Source organism: Leptothoe sp. LEGE 181152 (assembly GCF_032906605.1).
In the GTDB taxonomy this organism is placed as follows: Bacteria; Cyanobacteriota; Cyanobacteriia; order Phormidesmidales; family Phormidesmidaceae; genus Leptothoe; species Leptothoe turfae.
The window spans coordinates 218,530-244,996 of record NZ_JASATU010000062.1 but is presented as its reverse complement, the minus strand read 5'-3'; the positions used below and the strand labels follow the sequence as shown (position 1 = coordinate 244,996).

The window sequence follows — 26,467 nt, the reverse complement described above, 5'->3', positions numbered from 1 at the left end:
GATTCTTGACCCAAAAGAAACGTCGTTGCTGATTTGTACTTGAGCTAGACTCAATGCCATTTGTCAGGATTTTATAGATTAAATCCTTCCAAGGATCAGCAACACCAGAAAAATATATCGAAAACTCTGTTTGAGATTGTCAGGAGACCATATTAATGGGAAATTTAACAGCTTCCGCATCCCTGGGCTTGGATGCGTTTGAAGGCGCACCGGTAGAACTGCGCTCTTTTGCCAATGAAGAAGACCTACAGGAGGTGATCCGTGCTGCGTATCGCCAAGTGTTGGGGAATGTTCATATCCTCGATAATGATCGGCTAGCCAGTGCCGAAGCTATGTTACGCAATGGTGATATCACTGTACGAGGGTTTGTCCGGGCTGTAGCTCAATCAGCGCTATACAGTTCTCTCTTCTTTGATGGCAATTCTCAGTACCGATTTATCGAATTAAACTTCAAGCATCTCCTGGGTCGTGCCCCACGCGATCAAGCAGAGATTAGAGAGCATGTCACTCTCTACAATGAGCAGGGCTACGCCGCCGAAATCAACTCATATCTCGACAGCAACGAATATATCGATAACTTTGGTGAGGCGACAGTGCCCTATCACCGGAGTATTCGTTCCCAAGCAGGCGTTAAGAATGAAGGGTTTAACCGGATGTTTTCCCTTCTACGGGGTTCCGCCACTAGCGATCGCAATAAAGGTGCTCAGCTAATTTCCTCCTTAGCTGCTAATATTGCCACTCCGATCAAGCCTCTAGCCAAGGGAAATGCTTCTGGCTATAGCAATCTTGGCAAGAGCTTCAAGATTGCATTTTCTAGCGGTGCAGCAGCTTCACGCCTCAAGCGATTCAGCAAGCAAACCATTGTGGTGACCTACGCTCAAATGTCCCAAGCTGTACAGAACATTCATACGTCTGGGGGCAAAATTTCAAGCATTACTGAATTAGCATCCTAATTAAGCTAATTCAAAATGTCTTGGTATTAAATCTGGGTAGCACTACTTAAACGCAGTATTGAACAGCAAACGCTCATTCGATACTGTGTTTTTCTTAGTCTTTGACATTAGTCTTTGATAAAGGTAATGCCTTTAGTCAGGAGAATACTGTTTAACTAGCTCTAGTCGAGATAAGGCACTAGTAGCTGACTCGCGCAGGTACGTATCCACATCAGCATTCTGACTAAACTCAGTCAACACAGTCACAACTTTCTCACTATCAACAGACCCTAGTGCATTGAGAATAGCAACTGATATTGCTATATTCTCTGTAGTTTTGAGAGCATTAAGCAAAATATCTAAAGCAGGCTCACCCACCTGTCCCAATGCCATCACCGCAGAGATATTAACCACTGGGGCAGGATCTTCAAGGGCCTGTTGCAATGCCTGCAATCCTTCTTCTGGGAATGGTGTATCAGTATGACGTACAGCCACTTGCGTCAAGGCTTTAGTACAGCTTGCCCGTTCAGTTGGACTCTCACTACTCTGCAATCTTTGCACCAAACTAGGTACAGAGTCTGGGCCAATATAACCCAAGGCTTTAACCGATGCTCTCCGATAAACAACATCGTCTTCAAGCAAATTAGCCATCAATCGAGCAATCGTCTGCTCATCATAGGACTCGGCCAACTCTACTATGGCTCGTTCACGCAGATTGGGATTAGGATGTTTGAGTTGCTCAAAGAGAGAATCGACTGTCATCGTAGTTTTAGCAGATTTAGGGAAGTATGTTGTTATGACAATATCTAGAGACAGGACGGATAGATCAGTCTCTCCTATAAACAAACCTGGAGACTCCGAAGAATCTCCAGGTTTAGACTACCTAAATGCAGTCAAGCTCTGAATCGCATCAAACCCTTAGGAACGGGTCCCTTAAGAAAGGGAGTTGATTACGTAGTCAACCAGAGCGTTGTACTCAGTTAGAGCCTGAGCAGACATGTCACGAGGAGCACAACCACGGTTACGGGCAAAGCTTAGAGCAGCTACGTAAGGTGCAGTGGGTAGGTTAAGCGCACGGTATACTTCACGCTGACCTGCAATACCCCACTCATCAAGAGGACCAGTACCACCCACTACTAGGCTGTAGCTGATCAGACGCATGTAATGCTTAACGTCACGAAGACACTTAGCTTTGAACGTATCAGTGGAGTTTGCCTCACCCGCATTGTTCAAGTAGGGATACTTGGAGATGCATGCATCGTAAGCTTCTTTAGCTACGTTATCCAAGTTGCCTGCTAGCTTCTCAGCAGCTTCAAGACGCGCTGCTGCACGCTGAAGACTACCTTGTACAGACTCTAGGTCGGAAGTGGAAGGAAAACGACCAGCTGCATCAGCTGCAGCGATCACAGTGGTAACAACAGATTTCATTTCGTAATTTTCTCCAGTAGTTAAATTGATCGTGAACAATCAGAACAATCTCGCTTAGTCGTCAAGCAATGACTAACCTAGAGCAGAGATAACGCGATCAAAGTAGCTGCCAGCTTCTGCAACCAAAGAAGCGCAACGATCGTCAGTTACAGTAGAGCCCATCTTACGTAGACGTGCACCGGCGCGTGCTTCGCTAGGCTCATCCTTAATGTGAGCAGTGGCCTGGGCCTTCATGATCTGTACGGCACGTACAGTGGACGTTGCAGGTACGCCTAGAGCAGCGTAAGTCTCTTTTAGACCGTTCAAGCAACGATCATCTAGAACGGATGCATCACCAGCTAGTAGCGCGTAAGTTACATAGCGAAGAACGATCTCACCATCACGTAGGCAGGCAGCCATGCGACGGTTGGGGTAGCAGTTACCACCCGCTTGGATGAGACCCTGGTTCTCACAAATCATGCCAGCAATAGCATCAGATACCATGCAGCTTGCGTTGGATGCAATGGCATTTACAGCATCCAGACGACGGTTGCCACTTGCAACAAATGCCTTAAGGGCAGATAGATCACCGACAGGTGCAGTGCTGGCATCAGCGGATACTACCGCTCTAGAAAAAGCGTCAAGCATTGAGCTCTCCTTACTTCAAAAACACATTGGGCAAATTCTTCGGGCAACCGCCACAGCAGTTCGGTGTGCCACGAACTAACCATATGCAACAGACCTTACCTAAGTCCTTAATATCAACAACAAAGCAATATTCCGTTACATATGCCTCATTTAATTCATATTAGATGGCAGCAACTAATGACAAACGACAGCTCAGCCGTAAAAATATAGCTATATAGATGAACTATTTTTTTGAAAAACTGAAAGGACCCTCATCATGACTAGCTCGACTGATACTGCCACCCCCCAAGTTACCGTTGAAGAAATCACTGAACTCATCACTGAGTTTGAGAAGTATCGTGAGCGTTTAACCAACGAAACTTTGGATGCTGCTAAAAAAGCAAAAATGTCGAAGAAAGAGACCATGGCCAAGTTAGAGCCCGAGCTTGCCAAAATTGATGCGGCCCTGGCTCAACTCAATGCACAGCTAGCAGCCCTCACACCTGACACTACAGCCGAATAGTCTTCAAATTTCTGAGGTCCAGCCTAGCCAGCCATAACTGCAGGTCTTGACCTCAGTAAAACGTCACAGGCACAGTCATGTTGGATAATCAAAATCCGTTGCGTAGTCAGCTAGAAGATGAGCTCAACAGCTCAGAATGGCTACAAAAGTTCAAGGCTATCAACCAATTACTGCACACCTTAAAAGCTGATATTGCTGATATTTCCGCCTGTGACCTTAAATGGGATACAGGTAGCAATGGGTTAATTATTCACTGTCCTTCGATGGAGATTGAAGAACGACTCAAAGCACAGCGATCCAAAATTATTGCCATAGCAAGCTATGCGGACCGTATTACCTTGGTACAGGCCGACCAAGAACCCCTTATTTTAAAGGGTTAAAGTTGTGCTTGGAACTGTCAAAAGTTTTTGACAGTTCCAAGCACCCTTCACTCGTTTGCGAAATCACAGCAGCATTACTCTTTAGGACGAGAGAAATTTTGTACCATTTCCATACGTGATAAAGCGCTGATGGCTGTTTCCTTCACATAGCCATCCACCGAGTCATCGTCGGCCAGGTTGGCCAGCACCTCTGAAGCCTGATCTCCACCGACAGAGGCTAACGCATTCACAATAGAAACCGATAGAGCAAGATTATCGGTAGTTTGCAGGCTCTCTAGCAAGATATCCAGAGCTGCATTACCAATCTCCCCTAGGGCCATAGCCGAGGCGATATGAACCACTGGATTCGGATCATTGAGAGATTGTTTTAGACCCTGTAGCCCTAACTCTGGAAATGGCTCATCAGGATAGTTTAAGGCTACTTGTGCTAGAGCTTTAGCACAGCTACCCCGCACAGTGACATTTTCACTATTAGCCAGGGCCTCAACAATAGCAGGTACGGCATCTAAGCCAACAGCTCCTAACGTTTTGACAGCCGCCCGGCGGTAAGTAGTGTCTTCGGCATCCAAGGCACTCATCAGGCGGGGAATCGTAGTCTCATCACGATTGTCGATAATATCCACCATGGCGCGATTGCGCATATTGGGATTCGGGTGCTTAAGCTGTTCAAAAAAAGCGTCCATGGGTTGGTAACAAGAATTTTTAACTAAAGAAGAATAGATTGTAGACGTACCCTTCGACTCCGCTCGGGGCACACTGGCAAAAAATCCGTTGCCTGAGTGAAGTCGAAGTCAACAGATTTTCTGCACCAGCTTAAGCCTGCGCCATTTGAATCGAACGATGGGCCTTGGCTCTTACAGCCCAATCATTTGCTTCTAATAACAGTTTATGCTGACTGTAATCGCCTAATTTTTCTAAGGCCATTAAAGAAGCATATTGAAGCATCCAAATTTTACTGTGGGCACTGGTTTGTAATGGGGTAATCGCTCGCTGATCGCCCAGTTCTCCCAAAGATAGAGCAGCTCCAGCTCGAGATTTCATAAATTGGGGAGATGTATTGTTCAAAGCCTCAAGCAGTAAATCGTAAGCCGGTTGATGCTTAAGCCAGCCCATGAGCTTCATCACATGGTAGTGAGCACCATAGTCGTTATGGGCCTCATCCTCATAGGTGGCAAACAGAGCCGCTGGCGCAGTGTCAAGCTGCTGATCAATAAAGGTTTGAATCGCCAAATAAGTGCGGCCAAAGTCAGTGTGGTACAGCTCCCGAATAAGAAAGTCTAGGGCAGGGGGCTGATCATATTCGTGCACTAGCTCCAAATCTTGGGGATGATCTCGCAAAATCTGCTCAATCACGGGTAACGCATCATCAATGCCCACCTCGCCAGAGGCCATACCGCTCTCTGCTAATGTGCGAACAGCCCTTAAGCGAAACATTAGAGAAATAGGACAACGCGCAATCGCCGGAATCGCTGCGTAATACTGAGAATTAATCAGATCTTCGAGGCAGGCCCGGCGAGCATTAATGTTATCGCTTTGGAGAAATGAGATGACTCGATCAATTTGGCTAAAATCTCGGGCAAAACGGCAGACGGCTGCGATCGCAGCACTAGCCGTCGGCTCATCTCCATGATCCATAAAGGGCCGCACCCGATCCACCGCTGCATCATAGTCCAACTTCACCAACGTATGAATAATCACTCGATAGGTCTGATCTGGTTTTGCCAGCAGTTGAGTAATCTCTTCTAAAATCTCTGCATCTTCTGTCCCAATTTCACCAATCGCCCATACAGCAGATTCTACGGTGTAGCGATCTTCATCTGCCAAACAGGTACGAATGACCTCTAAACCACGGGTCGCCTTCAACTTACCCAAAGACTCAACCGATTTACGTCGAGTAATCCGATTATCCAGCGAGTCGTGGGTAACATTCACCGCTCGAATAAGCGCGTCAATCGATGCCTCTGATGGATAATTTGCCAATTGAGACGCCGCAACATAGCGCTCACTCTCATCAGCGGCCTGTTCAGGAGGCGTATCCAGAAGAGCAATCGATTGTTCTTCTGTTAAACCGAAAATATTGGCAAAACGCTTATCCATAGGACGGTTGAGCGACAAAAATCGTGAACATTCCCTTCGACTCCGCTCAGGGAAAGATGGCCAGGAAAACGAAGCATTGTGCAATCGTTTTATAAATCTCGTTGGCTGAGCACAGTCGAAGCCAACAAACGACAACAAACCTGGAGACTCCAAAGAATCTCCAGGTTTTGACTACCTAAATGCAGTCAAGCTCTTAATCGTAGTCAGATGACTAGGAAAGAGTCCTTTAGGAAAGGGTCCCTTAGGAAAGGGTCCCTTAAGAAAGGGAGTTGATTACGTAGTCAACCAGAGCGTTGTACTCAGTTAGAGCCTGAGCAGACATGTCACGAGGAGCACAACCACGGTTACGGGCAAAGCTTAGAGCCGCTACGTAAGGTGCGGTGGGTAGGTTTAGCGCACGGTATACTTCACGCTGACCTGCAATACCCCACTCATCAAGAGGACCAGTACCACCCACTACTAGGCTGTAGCTGATCAGACGCATGTAGTGCTTAATGTCACGCATGCACTTAGCTTTGAACGTGTCAGTGGAGTTTGCCTCACCCGCATTGTTCAAGTAGGGATACTTGGAGATGCATGCATCGTAAGCTTCTTTAGCTACGTTATCCAAGTTGCCTGCTAGCTTCTCAGCAGCTTCTAAACGTGCGGCTGCACGCTGAAGACTACCTTGTACAGACTCTAGGTCGGAAGTGGAAGGAAAACGACCAGCTGCATCAGCTGCAGCGATCACAGTGGTAACAACAGATTTCATTTCGTAATTTTCTCCAGTAGTTAAATTGATCGTGAACAATCAGAACAATCTCGCTTAGTCGTCAAGCAATGACTAACCTAGAGCAGAGATAACGCGATCAAAGTAGCTGCCAGCTTCTGCAACCAAAGAAGCGCAACGATCGTCAGTTACAGTAGAGCCCATCTTACGTAGACGTGCACCAGCGCGTGCTTCGCTAGGCTCATCCTTAATGTGAGCAGTGGCCTGGGCCTTCATGATCTGTACGGCACGTACAGTGGACGTTGCAGGTACGCCTAGAGCAGCGTAAGTCTCTTTTAGACCGTTCAAGCAACGATCATCTAGAACGGATGCATCACCAGCTAGTAGCGCGTAAGTTACATAGCGCAATACGATCTCGCCGTCACGTAGGCAGGCAGCCATACGACGGTTGGGGTAGCAGTTACCACCCGCTTGGATGAGACCCTGGTTCTCACAAATCATGCCAGCAATAGCATCAGATACCATGCAGCTTGCGTTGGATGCAATGGCATTTACAGCATCCAGACGACGGTTGCCACTTGCAACAAATGCCTTAAGGGCAGATAGATCACCGACAGGTGCAGTGCTGGCATCAGCGGATACTACCGCTCTAGAAAAAGCGTCAAGCATTGAGCTCTCCTTGTTTTGTTAAAAACTTTTCGTTAGTGATAAGCCCGTTTCGTTTGGCTCAACCACTAACGAAACAATAATGAATCATGGTTACCCAAGTCTCATTTAGTGAGGAGAAAGCAATATTCCGTTACATAAGGCACAAAATCATTCAAAACAGCCTGATGGCAACGGTTAGAGGAAATGAAGAAATAATCTACTTAAACTCGTTCATCAAATCGAGTATGGAAACTGCCGTACTTGATCCAATATTGCTGTAAATCGTGGTGGGGGGTATGCAAACTGGCCTTAGCCCGATACAGAACAACACGTCGATGCTGCCCAATCCAAATTTTTTTGACTGGATCAACACATATTAAAGTGCCCCCCAAAGCCTTAAGGCAGTCCTGAAACTTTTCTATCGTCGAGTATTCTACGGTTTCAAAAATGAAGAAGTTACCTGAACGAATCAGGTGACGACTGCGGATCCACGTCTTCATCTTCTTTTGTGCTTGAGGAGGAAGCATGGAAATCTGAACCGCTCTAAGGTCTATATCAACGTTCGTTTTAAATTCTTCAGAAAGGTAGTTCATTATTAAAACTGGCGCGCTTTCGGAATTTCAAAATCCCCTCTGTTGAGCCCCACACATATTCATCTGTCTCAATATCCATACCCTGATCGATGCTCATCCATGTGCTTTCAGTAAGCTCCACATGACTAGTGAGATAGGTAATTTTGCCTTCTTTAGGAATAATGCAAGCCTTACCAGGTTCTACGCTGCCAATGAACGTATCTCCCTCACGCCTAAACACCATTGAACAGCCTTCACGACGCTCAATACACTCAGGAGTAACAGTTTTAAGGATCTCCAAATTATGACCGCCCCCTGCGTAAAGCAGGCGATCTTTCAAGCCATAATTCTCGATATAAACATGATCCCCCTTATCAACTAGACGGTGTACCCCCTGCCTATAGGGAGTCCACAGGTCATAGTCATAGGTTTGTTCTGAATATAGCCCTACTCCTGAAAAAAAGTCGTAAGGCAGTGGTCGAAAAAAAATCCGAATGTGGGCAAATTTTGTGGGTTCGTCAAAGGCTTGTTGCTGATTGCTAAAATCCCCAGACATCCACCGAACAAGAGTTATAAAGTCTTGAGAATAAGACTCTGTAGAAGAAGAGACATCAGCATTGCCAGTAAGCACCATTCTTGTAATAAATGTTTATTTTTTCAACGTTGCCCACAGATTAACTAGGACAACAGTTTTATTTTGAGGCGTTGCCGATCTCTTGAGATCTCACACAACCAATATCACCCACTTGATTTAGTGTACGCAAGCAACGGGTAAAAGTGCCAGCATTAGGAGCATATTGCCCCACAGGTTATCAGCATTCGATGACTCACCTTACTTATTTCTTACCCAGGATTACGTCGAACTTCTGATGAAAAACTAGCAGTAGTCACCCCCTTGCCACTACTGGTCTTAATCAAGGACACCCGAAACCTTAGGTTAGGAGTGGCAAACCAAATTTTTTCCTCTGCAGCCGCCCGATCATAGGAGGTAGTCAGCACAAAGGTGCCATCTTCGCCTAAAGAATAGGTACCAACGGCTTCCATTGTTTCCGCATACCCCTGCTCTCGCAATAGCTTCCCTGTAGTTGCACTATCAGGCACGGGCACAAGAATGGTAGACCCTGCCATGACCTCATCTTCATCCCAGTCAGATTCACCTTCCCAGCTCATTTTGAAAGGGCTCACTACAATTTCTGGAGCAACATCATAGCGTTTGCACAGTTCTAATACCCCTGGCTCATCTACTGTGAGAGGCTCAATATTGATGGTAGAACGCACTTCTTCAAAATGGGCAAATGCTAGGTGATGGGCACTACGTTGAGATCGCCATTCACCTAACGAACGTTGCACAAAAGTTTCAATATCCATTTAGTTAGAACAAAAGCTTAAAAATTTTATTGCTGCTTATCTAAAGTAACCCTTAACTCCACCAAAAGTAAAAGCCCATAACAAAACCTCCAGCAGGATGTGTCCGGTTTACCCAACACATCTTGCTGGAGGCTTCAAAGATAACTAAGCTAGCTTGTTTAAAAGCTCACTAGCTATCACCTGAAAGTCACTGAAATCAAAACTAGATTTCTGAGATGTTAACAATTTTTGCACCCGAGCGCTGTACAGTCTGAATACGCTTAGAAAGCTGAGCAAAGCCCACTTCTACACTGTAATTACTCTTAGTAACCCGTGCCCCAAAGTTTGCCTTAGAAACAGTAATGCGAAAACGCTTACCGGTATTGCTATAAGCACCAGAAGCTGACGTTGGGACTTTGATTTTAGTACCCAGGTTACCAGCAATGTCGCTAACCAGAGATGTGCTGGTGACATTGCTAGCTGCATAGCCGCGATCTAAAGCAAATGTACGATTAAACGCAACATTCTTCAAACCAGCTTGACTGGAGTTACCACGCACATAGGGCACAGTGTTCTCACCAAAAGCAGCATCATACTCATCGCTATCGATGTAGGAATCAATTTCTGCTTCGAAACCTTGAGTGTTGTAAATAGCAACGTGCTCAGCAATCTCAGTTTGGTCTTGAGGAGCACGACCCAACAAATGTTGAAAATTCAGTTCAATAGAGCGGTACGAAGAAGAATTTTCAAAAAATAGGGAGCGATATAGATCAGACGTAGCTACTGCACGAACAAATCCTCGAACAGTGATACAACCATCTCTGAGCATCGACTCAGCACTAGTCAGACGCTGACTGTCCATCACGTGCTGATTACCCAAAACTTGCTTATAAACAGCTCTGATGACAACCTGTAGATCATCTTCAGTTGCATTAGTACGCAACTCAGTGGCTTCAAGGCTCTCTAACCAAAGTGCCATGGCTATTATTCTCCTATTTAGTGATGATTGAATTTAAAAATCAAAGCGTTGCTGATCATCGGGATGATTTTATCAGTCAAGGATTGAGCGATAGCACATTTAATAGACTGAAGAATTCACTAAATCAGCAACGACAAAAGCAAAGCCAATAGTCAATAAAAGAGGCAGCCCTTGTCTAAGGCAGGGGCTGCCTTGAAAAGAAGCCTAGTAACCGGCTTCAGTAATGCTGACGATTTTGCCACCACGCTTCAACACATTTTGAATGGTTTTAGACATTTGGCTGTAGGAAACCACGTACTCCTGGTTGCTAACGCGGTTAATAGCGGCAGCAGCAGCAGATGTGGATACTGCTATACGGAAACGCTTACCAGTATTGGTGTAAGTGCCTGAGCCACCACGGGGCGCTGCAATTTTGCTAGTCAGATTACCCGCAACAGAACCAATCAAACGAGCAGAACGACCGCGATCACTCGTCGCATCACCACGCACCAAAGCAAATGTACGATTGAAGCTTACGTTCTTATACCCAGGCAAGCTCTGAGCACCACGCACATAGGGAGCAATATCTTCACCAAAGCTAGCTAGATACTCGGCACTATCCAGATAAGAATCAATTTCAGCATCGTAGCCCTGACCGTTGTAGGTGGCAACATGCTCAGCAATCTCAGTCTGATCTTGAGGAGCACGCCCCAAAAGGTGCTTAAAGTTCAGCTCAATAAACTGATAGGGAGATGACGTTTCAAAAAATGCAGTGCGATAAAGGTCGGACTTAGCTACAGCACGAACAAACCCTCTGACAGTAATCTTGCCATCACGCAAGAAAGACTCAGCGCTAGCAATACGCATGTTATCCATAACATGCATATTGCCTAAAACTTGCCTGTAAACGGCATTGATTACAACCTGGAGATCGTCCTCAGTAGCGTTAGGACGAAGCTCAATCGGTGCTGCATCTGCAACCCAAAGTGCCATGAAAAAATCCTCCAACAATTAAGTTATTTTTTTAAGAACAGAGTGCCGCAAAAATTGCAACACCCCCAAATGTTGATACTTCAAACGCCAGCTTGAGTAGAGAATCCTCTCTAACTGTGAGAATTCTCTACTCAAAAACAGCTGAATGAATTAAACAATCTCAGTGATGCTGACAATTTTGGCACCTGTGCGATGGATGCGCTGAATCTGAGGCGTCATCTTATCAGCTGACACGATGTACTCGTTCATGCTGACACGACGGGGAGAATCAAACTTAGCTGCAGTGGTCTTAATCTTGAACCGCTTGGTTGTTCCAGAGTTCAAGTTAGTTGCTGCACGCTTAACCTTATTACCTTTCTCAGCACCAGCCACCTGAGACACAAGTTGAGCGGACTTCACAGCACTGCTAACCTGAGCAGGACCACGATCAATGGCAAAGATGCGGTTATAGCTTACCTGGGATTGCCCCACCTGAGTAACACTAGCGTTGTAGAACGGCACTACATTCTCACCAAAGCGAGACTGGTACTCGTCACTATCAATATAGGAATCGATTTCAGCATCGTAGCCTTCTTCTACACAGCGACGAATGTGTTCAGAAAGCTCAGCCTGGCTCTCAGGAGCACGCCCCAAAAAGTGCATGAAGTTTAGCTCTACAAAGCGATAAGGAGCACAGCACTCAAAGTAACGGCTGCGGTAAAAGTCAGACTTACCAACAGCACGGACAAAGTCCCGAACAGAGAGAGAGCCATCACAAAACTGAGATTCAGCGCTTACCAAACGCTCGCTTTCCATCACATGGGGGTTACCCAAAACGTGGCGGTATACAGCACGAATGATGGATTGCTTATCTTCGCTGCTGCTAACAGGCCACAACTCAAACGTTGTCATTGGAAATCTCCTACTGTTTTTTGAAAAGACGTTCTCAACACATAAGTCATCCGAAGCAATGATCAGAAAAAGGCTGATACAACCCATTTTCTGACCATTGCAGATAACCGTTACCTAGGAAACCAGGGTAATACTGGCAATCACACCACCCTGTTTATGGATCCGCTTATACTCATCAGACAATTTGTCAAAGGGAACCATATACACCTTATTGGCGCGACGGAACTTGGACACGCGGTTGAAGGCATTGGAACGATAGCTGGTAACCTCAACACGATAAATCTTGCCATTAGAACTGGCACCAACACCGTGGCGAGTACGAGAAGAATCGGGGGGAGTCTGGAAGGTGCCGCCAGCAGACAACGGAGATAGAACAGGTGCTGGAATAGCGTTGATTACCAACGAGTTCAGACGAGGTTTCTTACCATTAACGCTGCCCTTTAAAGAGCTGCTAGAAGCGCCACGTACTAGCTCAAAGGTGTGGGTAAAGCCAACCATATTACTAGCTTCGGTCTTATAGCCACGAATATAGGGGACAAAATCTTGTCCAAAAACATCCTGATACTCATCGCTATCGATATAAGAATCGATCTCAGCCTCAAAGCCCTCAGTATCCAGAATGGCACTATGGGCTTTCATCTCTTCAAAACTATTGGGAGCTCGGCCAAGTAGGTGGCGGAAGTTAAGCTCAATATTGCGGTAACGAGGGCAGCTCTCAAAAAAGCGCGCACGATACATATCAGACTTAGCCACTGAGCGGACAAATTCACGTACCGTCAACTCACCACGCTTAAACTGGGACTCGGGCACCGCAAGGCGCTCGCTCTCCATCACATATGCGTTACCTAAAACCTGTCTATAGACGGCTTTGATAATAGACTCGAGGCCCTCACTATCAAGGCCAGGAACCCACTCGACTGGAGGGGTCTCGTCGAAAAGGCTCACGCCCAATCGTGAAGCTGGTCCAAAAGCCATTAATGCTATCTCCTAGACGACAACAATGGTCTAAATAATTTTATCTCGGAATGTTAAGAAGCTTAAGGGTAACAATACCCTCCAAGCATTGCTGAATCTTCTATGTAACTTGTTAGAACTGCTGACTAGTCTCTAACAAGTTAGTTTAGACAGCTCTGACAAATCATACTGAAACCAGGCATAAACACTCACTAGAACCCATCTTCGTATATAAAAGCAGCCTCTAATCATCAAGAATTATAAACTCGGCATCCAGACTGGTACAGGGGATACAAAACTGATGATCACGACCATCAAACAGAGGATGAAAACCCTATTTATATATACGTTTTAACGTCCATTGACACCCCCCTGATATGACCTATCAGTTTGACTTAACTAGCAGCCCGAAAGATACAAAAGTATATATTAAGCATTAAATCAGGGGATTTTCACAAACGAGATTTCAAGCCTTCTAGCAACTCAGATCTTCAAAGTTTACATTTCTACATTTATTCCCTCAGTAATGCACTATTCAGCCCCTGCTTTACGCAGCATAGTAACGGCCTGGCTTGAACGAAATGACTGCTGAGCTTCACTGAGAGCCGTACCTCCCCAACGGTTTTGGGACGTTACATCAGCACCTTCTGCCAGAAGTATTTCAATAATGTCAATGTCACCTCGGGCGGCAGCCATCATCAAAGGTGTCCACCCCCCTACATTGGCAGTATTCACAGCTGCACCCAACCGGATTAAACTCGCCACGGTAGGGGCATGACCATTACTAGCGGCCAGATATAATGCCGTGTCGCCAATCTTGTTGGTGTGGTGCACATCATCCCCGATCTGGGCCAATCGCTCCACAATATCGGCATGACCTTGACGAGCCATGAGCAGCAGGATGGTTTCTTGATAGCGATTGCAGACACTGGCATCAGTTTGTGCCCCATGGTCAAGCAACGTGAGCACAATATCTCGTTGATCGGCTTCAGCTGCATACAGAATGGCCGTGTAGTTAACTTCGTTGCGAGCGTTGACATTGGCTCCCACGTCCAGCAACAGCTCAACAATAGATAGATGTCCTTCAGCTGCCGCCCACATTAATCCTGTGCAACTCCGCCAGATACCTTCAATATCGGTACCTTTCACTAAAAGCCTTTTGATCGTTGCCACATCACCACGGATACAGGCATTAACCAAGGGTTCATGGGTAGATGACATGGCGTTCGTAAAACTAAGTGGCAGATTGAAACTGGCTCAGGGCCTGAATTAGGTGATTAAAATAGGGGTCAATCTGGCGATCGCTAGCCGTTATCCCCAACGTTGCTAGCTGATCTTTACTGGCCGTTTTTAGAGACTGCAAACCATACACCATGGCATCGAGGGGCACCTGCAATTCTTGGTAAAGCTGCTCCATGTAAGACAGCCCCATAGTATTGGTATAGTCAGGTCGCTGGGCCGCGATGCCATAGGTAATGCAGCGTAAAAAATGCCAAAAATCTCGCCAACAGGCTTCAGCACGAATCGCTGGATATAATCTGCCACCGGACCCAGTGATACCAGGAAATTTTTCAAGGACTTGTGCCCGAGCAGCATCCACAATCGCACTGGCATGGTCGCGTAGGTGACGGGCAATGGGACCAGCAGGCATTGTGTCTAGTAACGCATCGTCTAAGTAGACACGTTCGTTATCGGCTGTTTGGAGCTGTGCGATCGCATCTTCTCCAAATTCGTCTTGCCAGCCATTAAAACTGACAATTCGTGCTTTAAAAATGAGTTCTTTGACCCGAGGACTGAGGGACGATGACATGATTGTTTTAACGCTCTCTAATTATTGTTACACACTGTTACAATCAAGGTAAAATCATCCTAGATGTAACGCTTCATCAGTGGTCCGCTGCTGACAATTGGCCCAATCAACTATGGAACTTTCCGATATTCAAGCCATCCTTGAACACCCCGATTCGCAGGAGCGCCTGAAGGGCATTGTGGCTCTCAAAGATTATGACGCTGATACGGCCAGCCCGCTACTGCTAAGTAAAAAGGACGATCCTGAGTTCTTGGTCCGTTCATTCGTAGCCATGGGCCTTGGGCGGAAACGTAGCGACACCGGCTTCGAGGCACTACTGGCAATGATTGACAATGATCCAGACGCTAACGTGCGGGCAGAAGCCTCTAACTCCCTGGCAATGTATGGTGACGCATCTATTCCCCATCTGGTTAAGACATTTCATGGCAACAGCAACTGGCTGATTCGGCGCAGCATTCTAGCCGCCATGATCGACCTCAATAGCCCAACAAATATGCTTGACATTTGTCTAGCGGCCATCATCGACAGCGATCTGACCGTAATCAACGCAGGCATCGACCATTTGAGCACCTTGGCAAATACCCACCAAGCAGAGGCAGCACTAGCCGCAATCTTACCCCTGAAAACGGCAGAGAACTGGTACACACGCATGCATGTCGCCTATGCCCTCAAGCGCTTCGACGCGCCAGCAGCCAAAGAGGCGTTGATAGAGCTGCGCCAGGATCAGCAACATAAGGTTGTCGCCGCCGCCCTGGAAGGGTTGGTGCCCTAAGCACAAACGGCGCTCACTCAGCCTATTCCCACTGGACGAACCTTGATAGATGCCAGTGACGCCACCTGAAGGACAGACAATTCTGTACGGAGAGTTGGGCAATGAAACTGTAGTCATAACCTACGAATGCCCCGCCAGACGTAGAACGGTAGGTATGGCTACAGCCATCAGAGCTAAGCTCTGTTAGCTTTTCTCTCAGTGGAAGATTAGTTGAGTCCACTGGGAGAGACGTGGCGCGTTCAATAAGTGCTTTATTGCTGTTTGATTAGATTTTCGCTACCTTTAATGTAAATAAATATAAATTTGTTTACCTATAGCTTGATTTCGAGTGCATCGCTTAATTTTAAGGTCCTAGATTCTATGTCATTGCCTGTGATTACCACCCTTATTGACAACTTGGAAGCCTTGGCGGCTAATTTCTTTGAGCAATCTGCTGGCCAATGGACCTCCCAACGTCGTTACTACACACTCAAGAATGGTGAAGCTCAAGAAGTCGTGAGCGCCCTAAATATCGAGTTTTTAGAGGCTAATCACCCTGAACTCGTCGCTCTAGAAGCCATGCACGGCCTAGACACACCGATCATTTGCGGTGTGAAATCTTCGTGGGAAAGCAACTACATTAGTCCCAGCCGTAAACAAGCCACGGGTTCTACTGTTTTTGGGCTGCAAGGCAATATCCTGTATCGAGATCGCGGATTTGCTACGACAAAACCTGTGTTAGCGACCTATGAGATGCGCGATCGCAACACCATGCAGCTCCACACTGAGTACGGTGGTTCTGCCTTCGATGAAGAGCTTAAGCTAGTCGGCGATAAGCACCGCACGCGCCAAACCATCATTTCGAGAGCTGGTCAGGAAATCATGATTGGTCAATATTTAGAGACACGGGCGTAAATCCTTTGGAGGGTGGGCAATGCCCACCCTCCAAAGGATTCCACCTGTCTATCCTGCTTCAGCTTCGAGCGTTAAACTCCGCCGCGTCGAATTGCGGGTCAGACCGTTCCATACATCTAATTCACCGGACGAACGGCCTAATAACTGGCCTCTGGAATTTTGGGTCAGCCCCTGAGCCATCGTAAAATCGGCTCCGGCAATATTACCCACCATGTCAAACTCCACACCCGTTAGGTCTGCTGCCCGCAGATCCGCCTTCTGAAACTCAGTGCCGCTGACTCGAGCATTTCGCAAACTGGCCCCCGTCAGAAACGCCTTCTGTAAATTTGCTCCACTCAAGCTGGCATCATCCAAAATAGCGCCTGTTAAATCGGCCCCACTTAGGTAAGCGCCTAAAAGTTTTGCTCCGCGAAGATTGGCCCCCCGCAAATAGGCCGTGTTTAAAAACGCACCATTGAGTACAGCTTCTGGGCCAACAGCCCCACAGCTTTTGTAGCGAAAGCCTTCTGGCCAAAGGGTTTTATCATCATAGAGCGCAATGTTGAGCTTAGTCTCTGATAATACTGCGCCGCTAAAGTTAGCCCCACGCAGGTCAGAACGATGAACAAAGGCCCCTGTCAAATCCGCTCCACTTAAATCGGCCCCGGTGAGCTCCACACCGCGCAAATCAGCCTGTTGTAGCTGGGCACCGCTCAGACTTGCGCCAGCGAGGTTAGCACCAATTAAGGTCACCCCTTGCAGACAACTATTGGTCAGATTGGTCGCTGATAAATTAACTCGATATAAATCAAAGCCCCGCAGATCTTTACCCGAGAGATCAGCTCCTGACAAATCATGGTGAACTGCCAGACGATCTAACAACAACGCATCTAAACTTAGAGTTTCGGGATGGCTCATAGATAGCTAAACTTTGTAACTAAAGGATGAAACGTCGCTGTGCCTCGCAGGGATAAATCAGCGACGAAAGCAGTGATTTAAAGGTGTTCTTTAAGGTCAGTGTAACAGTGCCCTTGAACACAGTCTTGAGCAAATAACCTATTTAATACGGACAATCTCCCATGCCATTTCAATCTCCCATGACCATGATGGATTTTTTTCGCAAAAGCGAAGGCATCTGGTTTATTCAGCGGGCCGTCCATCATTTTGACTCGGTGGCCGATGAATCAGGAGAGTCTAACTTGATCGTGGATGTCATCGAAGCGCAGGATCCACGCATTGTAGAAATTTGTCAGAGCCAGGGGGTGGATCCAGGGAAAGCAGCGGGGGGAGCTCAGTTTTCCTGGCAATCCAATACCAAAGAATTTACCTATGACTCTAAATATGCAGCCATCCTGGTGGATATTCCCAACAATGCCCAGGGTCGCGCTGGCCAACTTTTAAGGGACCGCGGCTATGTGGAAAATATGCCAGTGGTAGGGCGCTACGGATTTGCTGATGATGGTGTATTGACCATTGACAACGAGTATGACAAAAACCAGGGACAAGAGCGCTGCTGGTTTCTCTCTGACGACTTTCGCGTGCGGGTCAGCACAGCCCGACTCGCCAACGGCATTAATCTGATGACCTACTGTTCAGAGCGACGGTTTGTCACCCAGGATGACCTGGCAGCTATGGTTCAAGCCAATGCCGCCCGCTTGCCCACAGCCTGATGTAACGGAATGTATCTTTGTCTCTAAGATTCAAGACATGGGCCTCAGATATCTCCTATGCTGCAAATGGCAGAAGGTATCTGTCGTAACCGTTATAAATTAAGGCGAAGACACATGTACCGCCCTTTTCTAGAGCATTTAGAAGCCTCCTTAAAAGAGAGATTTGAACTACAGCCACGGGCTATTCCAGAGGGACTAGAGTGCCAAATTAGCGAGCGAGGGCGGAACCCGGCATCGATTCAAAGCTGGTGTTATCAGTCATCTGAATTACGAAAAATTCGCTATACATATATCGACGCTGGTAAAGGCGCACAAATATTTAATGGTGTCCTTTATCCTAATCATTGCTACGATGTGCCCCTACTGGGGATTGACTTTTTGTCCTTTGGCAAGGTTAAGAACTTAATTGTTCTCGATTTTCAACCCCTGTTCCAGGATGAAGCTTACGAAGCCAAGTATCTGATGCCACTCAAGGAGTTGCGCGATAACTACGCCGAGTTGGCCCAGGGTCTGGAAATGAAGTTTTACGATGCCAATCAGTACTTCTCAAAATATCTGTTGTTTGCCAAGACAGATACTGAAACTGTCTCTACGCGAGTTTTGTCAGCCTTCAAAGACTATTTAGATCTTTACTGGCAGATATTAGCAAATGCTGAGCCGCTAACAACCGATGCAGAGATTGATCGGGTCAAAAAAGCTCAGATTGACTATGACCAGTACAGCGCAGAACGTGACCCGGCTCACGGCTTATTTACCAGCTATTTTGGCGCAGAGTGGGCAGATCGCTTCCTCTATGAGTTCCTGTTTGAAGATGCAGTTCCCCTGGCTGTGCAAGCTCATTAGGTTTAAGCCTATTCGTGAGATAAGCCCCACCCAACTGATGATATTTCAGGGCACCTGTTAGAGACGTCCTTACACGATAAGGAATCTATGGCAGGTGCCTTAATTGTTTTTTCCTATGACTCTATATCAACCGTTTTTAGACCATGCGATCTCCACTCTCCAAGATCGCCTAAAGCTTTCTCCCTACCCAATTCCCGCCGGTTTTGAGAGTAACACAGCCACCACTGGCAAGGGCAAGCGCGAAGTCACTGTACTGACCACCAGTCACGGCTATTGTTCTCCCAAACTACGACAGATTCGGGCAGCCCATGTTCAAGCAGGCGACAGTTTACAAGTCCTCAACTTTGTGATCTTCCCCCGGCTAGAATACGACCTGCCCTTTTTCGGTGGAGATTTAGTGACATTACCTGGCGGGCACCTGATCGCCATTGACATGCAACCACTCTTCCGCGATAGCAAAGATTATCAGGCTCGCTATAGCCAGCCGATTATGCCCATGTTTGAGCGCTATCAGCAGAAGCTACCTTGGGGCGGTGATTTTCCAGCAGAAGCACAACCCTTCTTTTCCCCTGCGTTTCTATGGACCCGACCCACTGAACTAGAAGACGTGACCACCCATGTATTTAACGCCTTTAAAGACTATTTAGACGCTTATATAGGCTTTGTGGAAGCCGCGCAACCCGTAACCGACCCAGAACGGCTTCAGGCCATTGAAACCGCCCAAATTAACTATATTCGCTATCGTGCTGAGAAAGATCCGGCCCGAGGTATGTTAACTCGCTACTACGGCGCTGAGTGGACTGAAGAATATATCCATGGATTTCTGTTCGACCTGGAACGCCATTTACAAACTGCGTAGGCCCTTATAAGAAATCGCATAGGATACCTCAGGGGACTGCACAAAAATAAAGACCCAGGTTGGGGCTGTAGATGGGTGGATGAGTGATGGAGTAATGGGGTGATTGTGATTATTTAAGCGCCAGCGCCTAAGAAATTAACAAGTAAGTGGAAGAGACGGAACAACTCCGTGCCACTTACTCGTTTGGTTTAATGTTTTTAATTGACAGAATACGAACCCCATGTATGCATGGGGTAAAGTTATCCTGGCAAAATATTTCTGACGAGGACTGAAAAATCTATCATATTTTTAGGTGTTACATCTGTTACCAAATCCCCACAACCCTTATAATTCGTAATATATTGTGTCCCCGACGCAGTATATAAAATAGACTGATAGCTTGTAGCAGACAGGCTTGTGGCTGTTTTTTACAGAAGGCAAACAAACATCTGTTGCCAAGGGTGAAGTTTCTTTAACTTTGTTAGATTCGGTCCCTATTCGCTTTAATCTTCAAATTGGGGAGAGCGATGTTTGCTGAGATGATTCATGACTTCTGTAAAAGTCGTTTCAGATTGTCTGCATTCGCCTATCTCTATAATGAAACTGTTTTTGATGCAGTTGCTTAACGGGTTCTCGTCCCCACTTTTTTGGAAACTTACTTCGACGAATCAAATTTAGGAGAGTCAATCTATGTTTGATGCGTTTGCTAAGGTCGTCTCCCAGGCTGATGCAAGAGGCGAATATCTCAGCAGTGCTCAATTGGACGCTTTATCTGCAATGGTTGCTGACAGCAACAAGCGCATGGATGCGGTTAACCGTATTACCAGCAATGCGTCCGCTATCGTGACAAATTCCGCTCGTGCTTTATTTGCCGAGCAGCCTTCACTCATCGCTCCTGGTGGTAACGCTTACACTAGCCGTCGTAATGCAGCTTGTCTGCGCGACATGGAAATTATCCTACGCTATGTAACTTATGCTATCTTCACTGGCGATGCTAGTGTTCTAGATGATCGTTGCTTGAACGGTCTACGCGAGACTTATTTAGCTCTCGGTACTCCCGGTGCTTCGGTTGCCGTTGGCGTTCAGAAGATGAAGGAGGCTGCTATTGCGATCGCTAATGATTCCAATGGCATTACTCCTGGTAACTGCTCCAGTCTAATGGCTGAGATTGCAGGTTACTTTGATCGTGCAGCTGCTGCTGTTGCTTAAGTTAACTCCCTAGGTAGTTTTTGGCGAGCTTAATGCTCGACAAGCTTTAGTGAGTTTGGTAATTGACAGATCAAGAGAGTTCTCTAATCAATAACTTCCTTTTTCTGTCCGTCTGTTTAGAAACTTTGGGAGATATCTCAAGCAATGAAAACCCCTCTGACTGAAGCAGTATCTGCTGCTGATTCGCAAGGTCGTTTCCTAAGTTCCACCGAGATTCAGTCTGCTTTTGGTCGTTTCCAGCGTGCCTCAGCTTGTATGGAAGCTGCTCGTGGTTTGACTGCTAAAGCTGACGCTCTATGCTCTGGTGCAGCAAACGCCGTTTACAGCAAGTTTCCCTACACTGTTTCCACTCCTGGTCCCACCTATGCTTCCGACCAGGTTGGTAAAGATAAGTGTGTTCGTGACGTTGGTTACTATCTACGCATGGTTACCTACTGCCTCATTACAGGTGGTACTGGTCCCATGGATGAGTACTTAGTAGCGGGTCTAGATGAGATCAACCGTGCTTACGAGTTGTCTCCTAGCTGGTACATTGAGGCGCTTAAGTACATCAAGGCTAGCCACGGTTTGAGTGGTCAGGCTGCGACTGAAGCTAATGCCTATATCGATTACGCTATCAATGCCCTAAGCTAATTGAGTCTTGAGCCTCTGTAGCAAATTGCTACGTTGTTTGAGTTTCAATTATTTCCCAGAGGTATTTGGAAGCGCTGGTTTTTACTGGTGTTTTCTTCTACCTCTGGGGTTTGTTATGTTTAGGCATTGGAGAAGACGTTGCATGCAACGTCTGTACATTAAATCTGTAGGCAATCTGTCTATTCTTGAGGTTACGTTGTGAGTGGTGTCCCTCATAATCCAGACGGTCAGCCGTTAACCATTGACCAGGCATTTGTCAATATTAACCAGACCGCAGATCCAGGCTTACGTTACTATGCCGCCTGGTGGTTGGGTAAGATGCGTATTTGCCAACCGCAGGCAATAGACGCTTTGCTATTGGCATTGGAAGATGAAACCGATCGTTCGCCAGATGGTGGTTATCCCCTACGACGTAATGCGGTCACGGCTCTGGGAAAAATTGGCCAAGGCAGTGACCGGGTGGTGCTTGCCCTAATTAATTGTCTCCACTGCGATGACTATTATGTGCGAGAAAAAGCAGCCCAGTCCCTTGAAAGTTTAGGGGACTCGATGGCTGTTCCCCCGCTGCTCAATCTACTCGATGGTGGTGTTGCCGCAGCCGTCCAGGATTCTGACAAACCTCACCTGGTGCAACCTTACAACGCTATTTTGGAAGCACTGGGCACCTTAGGAAATGCAGAATTAGTAACAATTATTGGCCCCTTTTTAGACCATGACGTTCCCCAGGTACGTAACGCGGCAGCTCGGGCAATGTATCAAATTACGGGAGAAGCTCAGTACGCGGAACGCCTAGTCAAAGTGTTAGCTCATGATCAGCTACAGCTGCGACGAGCGGCACTGATGGATTTAGGAGCTGTCGGTTATTTGGCCGGGGCAACTGCGATCGCAAACACCCTAGCTGAAAACAGCATGAAACTGATTGCCCTCAGGGGCATACTTGAGTACCAAATTAGTTTTGAAATACAATCTGGGGAAGACACGTCACCCATTTCTGACGACAGCCGTCAAGTGATGGAACTAATGGATAGCTTGTTGTAATGGTCGCCCTACTGAAAACCTTTGATAGCTGTTTACAAGCGGTTAACGATGCGGATTCTGCCCAAGGCTTGTTAGATGCCGTTGAAGATCTAACCAGCCTTAAGGATGAACGCTCCATTCCCACGTTAATTCAAGTATTAGGCTTTAATAATCCAGGTGCCGCCGTCGCCGCCGTTGAAGGATTAGTCCAAATTGGTGTTCCATCGGTCTCACACCTGTTGGAAAAATTGGATAACTATAACTACGGCGCAAGGGCCTGGGCGATTCGGGCATTGGCGGGCATTGGCGATCCGCGTGGTCAACAACTATTACTGGATGCCGCTGCCAATGACTTTTCCCTCAGCGTCAGACGGGCTGCAGCGAGAGGTCTAGGCACCATTCGTTGGTCTGACATAGAAGAGGATAAGCGTAATGTGGCGATGGTGCGATCGCTAACAACATTGTTGCAGGTTACTGGGGACGAAGAATGGGTGGTACGTTACGCAGCGGTTGTAGGGCTAGAGGCCTTAGCCATGGAGCTCACCCACAGTACCCACAGCACTCAAATCACTCAATGTCTTAGCCAGCTTAGTCATCGTGACGAAACAGCAGCGGTGCAAGCAAGAGCCCAATGGGCTTTAGAAAAACTGAGCCAAAAATAATACACAAAAACAGTAAAAGGGATAAAGAGACATAATGTCTCTTTATCCCTTTTTATCCCAAAGAAGACAATTCGCTGTTTACTCAAACAGCAGTTCGAAGAACATTTTTAAGCTGCTACAGGAGATAAGTAACCAAGCTCTTCAAGCTTGGCCATCACCTTATTTACAGACTCTTCTAGAGTCTCGTTAACAGTCTCACAATTAACCTCGGGGTTTAGTGGCTCTTCATAGGGGTCGCTAATGCCGGTAAAGTTCTTAATTTCACCAGAACGAGCCTTTTTATAAAGGCCTTTTACATCACGCTGTTCGCACACTTCAACCGGTGTGTTGGCATACACTTCTACAAAATCGCCAATGCGCTGACGGACCTGATCGCGCACTTCACGGTAAGGAGAAATTGCTGAGACTAACACAATCACACCGTTGCGAGTTAGCAGGTGAGATACAAAACCAATGCGGCGAACATTTTCGTCACGATCTTCTTTGCTAAAGCCCAGACCTTTAGTGAGATTGGTACGAACAATATCACCATCTAGCACTTCAAGTTTGGCACCAGCCGCCCGTAATTTTTTCTCTAGAGCCTGACTGATAGTAGTCTTGCCTGAGCCGCTCAAGCCAGTAAACCAAACGGTTACACCACGATGTTGCATATAAAGATACTCCTAAAAACTATATTTGAACGCTACCCATATTCATGCAAACGTATTATACGTTACTAATCTTCATAAAGGGGTAGCTTAAGTAACGCTCCATGCTTTGGCGACTCTACGATGACTCCATAAGAGCTTAATCCGTTTTTGGTTCTTAGCTGTATAAATAACAAACTACTCACCCAAAATTGTAAACGCATTCGTTTACTAGATGCCGTAGAGCCAAATTGCCAGCGGTGGTGTCACTAGAGCCAACAACAGACTCAGAGGTCCTCCTACCCTAACAAAATCCAAGAAGCGATAGCCTCCTGCCGTATACACCATGGTATTCGTTTGATAGCCGATGGGAGTCATAAAACTGTTGGAGGCAGCAAAGGTGATCACAAACATCACCGTGAACACGTTAAGGCCTAGCTCTGAAGCCACCCTTAACCCTACTGGCAAAAGCAAAATAACAGCTGCACTGTTCGACAAAATGCTAGAGAGCACCGTTGTCAGCACATATAGCGCGCTTAGTAACCCATAACCTGATAGACTCCCGCCTATCGAAATAAGTTGCTGGGCTAGCAAAGCTGTTGCACCAGAGCTTTCCATGGCGGTTCCCAGAGGAATTAAACACGCCAGTAGAAAAATTACATCCCACCGTACTGCCTGATATAGTTCTCCAGGTTTTAGACAGCCGGTCAGGATCATCAGCATCACCCCTGCCAGGGCTGAGACCAAAATATTAATGGGTGTAAATGCTGCAACGGCAACTACACCCACACCAATCCCCATGGCTAAGTTAGCTCGATCAGATCGCAGACTTTCCAGATCGCGCTGCTCTAGGACTAGCAAGTCGCGACTAGTTTGCAAACCCAATAAGCTCTGCTTAGGCCCTTGCACTAGTAGCAAATCGCCAAACTTCAGCCGCACCTTGCCCATACGCTCACGCACCAGATCTTGACCTCGACGAATCGCCAAAACTGTCACATTGTAGCGCTGACGAAACCGCAGTTCCTTCAAGGTGGAGCCGACTAAATTGGAATTGGCAATGACTAGCGCCTCGGCGACGCCCTCTTGCCCTGAACTCAAGTCTGCCTGCCAGGACTTTTGTCCAAATTGCACATCGGGCAAAATTTCGATACCTTCGCCATCACGGATTTTCAGCAAATCATGCTGTCTAGCCCGCACCAGCAAAATATCACCCGCACATAAGGACTTATCCCCCAGGGGCTGAGGAAAATGGTTGTCGTTACGGATAATTTCCAGGACATCTAGGTCAAACCGACGCTGTAGCTGACTTGACTGTAGTGTCTGTCCCACTAGACTTGAGCGGGGGGTGACAACCACCTCACTCACGTACTCTTTAAGGCCATATTCCTGGCTCAGGCTATTGCCAGAAACATCGCGATTGGGCAACAGAAACGGAGCAATAAATGTGAGATACAGCAACCCCACCACAAATATGACTGCTCCCAATTCCACAAATTGAAACAGGGAAAATTCGCCGTAACCCAACTGGTCTGACAAACCACTGGCCAATACGCTAGTCGATGTACCCACAACCGTCAGCATACCGCCCAGGATTGTGGCAAACGATAAGGGCATCAGCAGCTTTGATGGGGAAATACGATGCTGTTGGCAAAAGTCTTCAATGATGGGCAAAAACACGGATACAACCGCTGTATTGTTGATCAGACCAGAGATGGGACCCACAATGAGGCCCAATGCAAAAATCTGACGGCGGCAGGTTTTGCCCCCCCACTGAATCAACCAATTACTGGCTTGCTGTAGCGCTCCAGTGCGAGCAATGCCGGCACTCAGAATAAACATGGCCATCACCGTGATGGTGGCTGAGTTACTAAATCCAGCAATACCTTCTTGGGGACTCACTAGGCCTAGAACCATCAGAGCCACCATCACACCAAGGGCTGTGATGTCTGCTGGCAACCATTCCACTATGAATAGCAGTAGGGCAACCGCAGTTACCCCCAGAGTCATAAGAATTTGAATATCAATAGTCATACATCGCTAGCCAGACCAATAACGAGTAAGCCTTAGCGTGAAAAATTACTTAACTATAAGAAAGTCGAGAATATATATCAGCCAGCCCTACGGAGTAGAAAATCTACAAAACCCTTCTACCTTAGGACTTAAGGGAACATATGCCCTCAATAATTTGACATGCCATAGAGGGTAACCATGACAAATTATCCAACCTAAGGTTAGGGTCTTTGGTTAAATTACGGCAAGATAAACAAACTATTGCAGGCGACATTAACTCATCACATTAACTTAATGTAGACCGCTGCTAATTTAGGGACACTTCCAGCTGCTTATTCACTATTTTCTAGGAATTTACAGAGGCACACACCTAGAGTCAGCAGAGCCTGACGTATGTACGAACAGTGAGTTTGTAGCACAAGTCGTCCGTATCAACGGAACTTCATCAGAGCCTCACAGACAGGGT

At 46.8% G+C, this 26,467-nt stretch carries 31 protein-coding genes; 12 read left to right on the top strand and 19 right to left on the bottom strand.

Annotation, left to right across the window (positions count from 1 at the left end):
• Positions 1-155 precede the first annotated feature (155 nt).
• Entirely contained in the window at positions 156-953 is a 798-nt protein-coding gene (locus tag QGP82_RS28605; protein ID WP_163667235.1) for a phycobilisome rod-core linker polypeptide, read from the top strand.
• A 132-nt stretch (positions 954-1,085) separates the two neighbouring features.
• On the opposite strand, the gene QGP82_RS28600 is transcribed toward QGP82_RS28605, so the two are convergent.
• From QGP82_RS28600 to cpeB (QGP82_RS28590), 3 genes are all read right to left on the bottom strand, one after another.
• On the bottom strand, positions 1,086-1,694 hold the full coding sequence (locus QGP82_RS28600) for a HEAT repeat domain-containing protein (RefSeq protein ID WP_163667232.1): 609 nt from the start codon (positions 1,692-1,694) through the stop codon (positions 1,086-1,088).
• 171 nt (positions 1,695-1,865) lie between these two features.
• Positions 1,866-2,360 carry a C-phycoerythrin subunit alpha gene (cpeA, locus tag QGP82_RS28595; RefSeq protein WP_023072362.1) on the bottom strand — a complete coding sequence of 165 codons (495 nt, stop codon included), beginning with the start codon at positions 2,358-2,360 and terminating at the stop codon, positions 1,866-1,868.
• 72 nt (positions 2,361-2,432) lie between these two features.
• Positions 2,433-2,987: a phycoerythrin subunit beta gene (gene cpeB, locus QGP82_RS28590; protein WP_499061716.1), complete on the bottom strand. Its 555-nt coding sequence runs from the start codon at positions 2,985-2,987 to the stop codon at positions 2,433-2,435.
• A gap of 256 nt (positions 2,988-3,243) precedes the next feature.
• Between cpeB (QGP82_RS28590) and QGP82_RS28585 the strand changes: the two genes are divergently transcribed.
• Both QGP82_RS28585 and QGP82_RS28580 read left to right on the top strand, forming a co-directional pair.
• Complete coding sequence (locus QGP82_RS28585; protein ID WP_163671551.1) at positions 3,244-3,489, top strand: DUF8630 family protein; 246 nt, start codon at positions 3,244-3,246, stop codon at positions 3,487-3,489.
• A gap of 77 nt (positions 3,490-3,566) precedes the next feature.
• Positions 3,567-3,869 carry a hypothetical protein gene (locus QGP82_RS28580; protein WP_499061718.1) on the top strand — a complete coding sequence of 101 codons (303 nt, stop codon included), beginning with the start codon at positions 3,567-3,569 and terminating at the stop codon, positions 3,867-3,869.
• Between the two features lie 74 nt (positions 3,870-3,943).
• On the opposite strand, the gene QGP82_RS28575 is transcribed toward QGP82_RS28580, so the two are convergent.
• From QGP82_RS28575 to QGP82_RS28515, 13 genes are all read right to left on the bottom strand, one after another.
• Entirely contained in the window at positions 3,944-4,552 is a 609-nt protein-coding gene (locus QGP82_RS28575; protein WP_163703355.1) for a HEAT repeat domain-containing protein, read from the bottom strand.
• Between the two features lie 130 nt (positions 4,553-4,682).
• Positions 4,683-5,966, bottom strand: coding sequence for a C-phycoerythrin alpha-cysteine-82 phycoerythrobilin lyase CpeY (gene cpeY / locus QGP82_RS28570; RefSeq protein ID WP_499061717.1), 1,284 nt, complete (start codon positions 5,964-5,966; stop codon positions 4,683-4,685).
• A 256-nt stretch (positions 5,967-6,222) separates the two neighbouring features.
• Positions 6,223-6,717, bottom strand: a complete 495-nt coding sequence (gene cpeA, locus QGP82_RS28565) for a C-phycoerythrin subunit alpha (protein ID WP_006515445.1) — start codon at positions 6,715-6,717, stop codon at positions 6,223-6,225.
• A 72-nt stretch (positions 6,718-6,789) separates the two neighbouring features.
• A complete protein-coding gene (gene cpeB, locus QGP82_RS28560) occupies positions 6,790-7,344 on the bottom strand; it encodes a phycoerythrin subunit beta (RefSeq protein WP_499061716.1) in 555 nt (184 codons plus the stop codon).
• A gap of 200 nt (positions 7,345-7,544) precedes the next feature.
• Entirely contained in the window at positions 7,545-7,850 is a 306-nt protein-coding gene (locus QGP82_RS28555) for a CpeR family transcriptional regulator (RefSeq protein WP_163671845.1), read from the bottom strand.
• 49 nt (positions 7,851-7,899) lie between these two features.
• The gene (locus tag QGP82_RS28550) at positions 7,900-8,529 is read right to left on the bottom strand and encodes a chromophore lyase CpcT/CpeT (protein WP_163670413.1); all 630 of its coding nucleotides are present in this window, start codon (positions 8,527-8,529) and stop codon (positions 7,900-7,902) included.
• Positions 8,530-8,738: 209 nt separating this feature from the next.
• The gene (locus tag QGP82_RS28545) at positions 8,739-9,263 is read right to left on the bottom strand and encodes a phycobiliprotein lyase (RefSeq protein ID WP_163670411.1); all 525 of its coding nucleotides are present in this window, start codon (positions 9,261-9,263) and stop codon (positions 8,739-8,741) included.
• Between the two features lie 202 nt (positions 9,264-9,465).
• Positions 9,466-10,221 carry a phycobilisome rod-core linker polypeptide gene (locus tag QGP82_RS28540; RefSeq protein ID WP_499061715.1) on the bottom strand — a complete coding sequence of 252 codons (756 nt, stop codon included), beginning with the start codon at positions 10,219-10,221 and terminating at the stop codon, positions 9,466-9,468.
• Between the two features lie 204 nt (positions 10,222-10,425).
• Complete coding sequence (locus QGP82_RS28535) at positions 10,426-11,193, bottom strand: phycobilisome rod-core linker polypeptide (protein WP_163670408.1); 768 nt, start codon at positions 11,191-11,193, stop codon at positions 10,426-10,428.
• Positions 11,194-11,343: 150 nt separating this feature from the next.
• The gene (locus QGP82_RS28530; RefSeq protein WP_163670406.1) at positions 11,344-12,084 is read right to left on the bottom strand and encodes a phycobilisome rod-core linker polypeptide; all 741 of its coding nucleotides are present in this window, start codon (positions 12,082-12,084) and stop codon (positions 11,344-11,346) included.
• Between the two features lie 114 nt (positions 12,085-12,198).
• The gene (locus QGP82_RS28525; protein ID WP_163670405.1) at positions 12,199-13,059 is read right to left on the bottom strand and encodes a phycobilisome rod-core linker polypeptide; all 861 of its coding nucleotides are present in this window, start codon (positions 13,057-13,059) and stop codon (positions 12,199-12,201) included.
• Positions 13,060-13,569: 510 nt separating this feature from the next.
• Positions 13,570-14,259, bottom strand: coding sequence for an ankyrin repeat domain-containing protein (locus QGP82_RS28520; RefSeq protein WP_163670403.1), 690 nt, complete (start codon positions 14,257-14,259; stop codon positions 13,570-13,572).
• Between the two features lie 13 nt (positions 14,260-14,272).
• Positions 14,273-14,848 (bottom strand): globin family protein, encoded by a 576-nt coding sequence (locus QGP82_RS28515; RefSeq protein ID WP_499061714.1) that lies wholly within the window; start codon positions 14,846-14,848, stop codon positions 14,273-14,275.
• Positions 14,849-14,960: 112 nt separating this feature from the next.
• Between QGP82_RS28515 and QGP82_RS28510 the strand changes: the two genes are divergently transcribed.
• Together QGP82_RS28510 and QGP82_RS28505 are read left to right on the top strand one after the other, a co-directional pair.
• Positions 14,961-15,620 (top strand): HEAT repeat domain-containing protein, encoded by a 660-nt coding sequence (locus tag QGP82_RS28510; RefSeq protein WP_163670399.1) that lies wholly within the window; start codon positions 14,961-14,963, stop codon positions 15,618-15,620.
• Between the two features lie 360 nt (positions 15,621-15,980).
• Entirely contained in the window at positions 15,981-16,514 is a 534-nt protein-coding gene (locus tag QGP82_RS28505; protein ID WP_499061713.1) for a phycobiliprotein lyase, read from the top strand.
• 48 nt (positions 16,515-16,562) lie between these two features.
• Here the strand turns inward: QGP82_RS28505 and QGP82_RS28500 are convergent, their stop codons facing one another.
• Positions 16,563-17,411 carry a pentapeptide repeat-containing protein gene (locus QGP82_RS28500; RefSeq protein ID WP_250565934.1) on the bottom strand — a complete coding sequence of 283 codons (849 nt, stop codon included), beginning with the start codon at positions 17,409-17,411 and terminating at the stop codon, positions 16,563-16,565.
• A 161-nt stretch (positions 17,412-17,572) separates the two neighbouring features.
• Here QGP82_RS28500 and QGP82_RS28495 point away from each other — a divergent pair, with 161 nt between their 5' ends.
• From QGP82_RS28495 to cpcF, 7 genes are all read left to right on the top strand, one after another.
• Positions 17,573-18,163: a phycobiliprotein lyase gene (locus tag QGP82_RS28495; protein ID WP_163670395.1), complete on the top strand. Its 591-nt coding sequence runs from the start codon at positions 17,573-17,575 to the stop codon at positions 18,161-18,163.
• Between the two features lie 114 nt (positions 18,164-18,277).
• A complete protein-coding gene (locus tag QGP82_RS28490) occupies positions 18,278-19,006 on the top strand; it encodes a 15,16-dihydrobiliverdin:ferredoxin oxidoreductase (protein ID WP_163670393.1) in 729 nt (242 codons plus the stop codon).
• A gap of 115 nt (positions 19,007-19,121) precedes the next feature.
• Positions 19,122-19,865, top strand: a complete 744-nt coding sequence (locus tag QGP82_RS28485) for a phycoerythrobilin:ferredoxin oxidoreductase (protein ID WP_163702029.1) — start codon at positions 19,122-19,124, stop codon at positions 19,863-19,865.
• A 669-nt stretch (positions 19,866-20,534) separates the two neighbouring features.
• Positions 20,535-21,053 carry a C-phycocyanin subunit beta gene (cpcB, locus tag QGP82_RS28480; RefSeq protein ID WP_163670390.1) on the top strand — a complete coding sequence of 173 codons (519 nt, stop codon included), beginning with the start codon at positions 20,535-20,537 and terminating at the stop codon, positions 21,051-21,053.
• A gap of 144 nt (positions 21,054-21,197) precedes the next feature.
• Entirely contained in the window at positions 21,198-21,686 is a 489-nt protein-coding gene (gene cpcA / locus QGP82_RS28475) for a C-phycocyanin subunit alpha (protein WP_163670387.1), read from the top strand.
• Between the two features lie 198 nt (positions 21,687-21,884).
• Complete coding sequence (cpcE, locus tag QGP82_RS28470) at positions 21,885-22,724, top strand: C-phycocyanin alpha-cysteine-84 phycocyanobilin lyase subunit CpcE (protein ID WP_499061712.1); 840 nt, start codon at positions 21,885-21,887, stop codon at positions 22,722-22,724.
• Positions 22,724-23,365 (top strand): C-phycocyanin alpha-cysteine-84 phycocyanobilin lyase subunit CpcF, encoded by a 642-nt coding sequence (gene cpcF, locus QGP82_RS28465; protein ID WP_163702033.1) that lies wholly within the window; start codon positions 22,724-22,726, stop codon positions 23,363-23,365. Before cpcE ends, cpcF begins: the two co-directional genes overlap by 1 nt.
• A 107-nt stretch (positions 23,366-23,472) precedes the next feature.
• On the opposite strand, the gene cysC is transcribed toward cpcF, so the two are convergent.
• Entirely contained in the window at positions 23,473-24,015 is a 543-nt protein-coding gene (gene cysC, locus QGP82_RS28460; RefSeq protein ID WP_006515466.1) for an adenylyl-sulfate kinase, read from the bottom strand.
• 207 nt (positions 24,016-24,222) lie between these two features.
• Positions 24,223-26,022, bottom strand: coding sequence for an SLC13 family permease (locus tag QGP82_RS28455; RefSeq protein ID WP_163670381.1), 1,800 nt, complete (start codon positions 26,020-26,022; stop codon positions 24,223-24,225).
• Positions 26,023-26,467 lie beyond the last annotated feature (445 nt).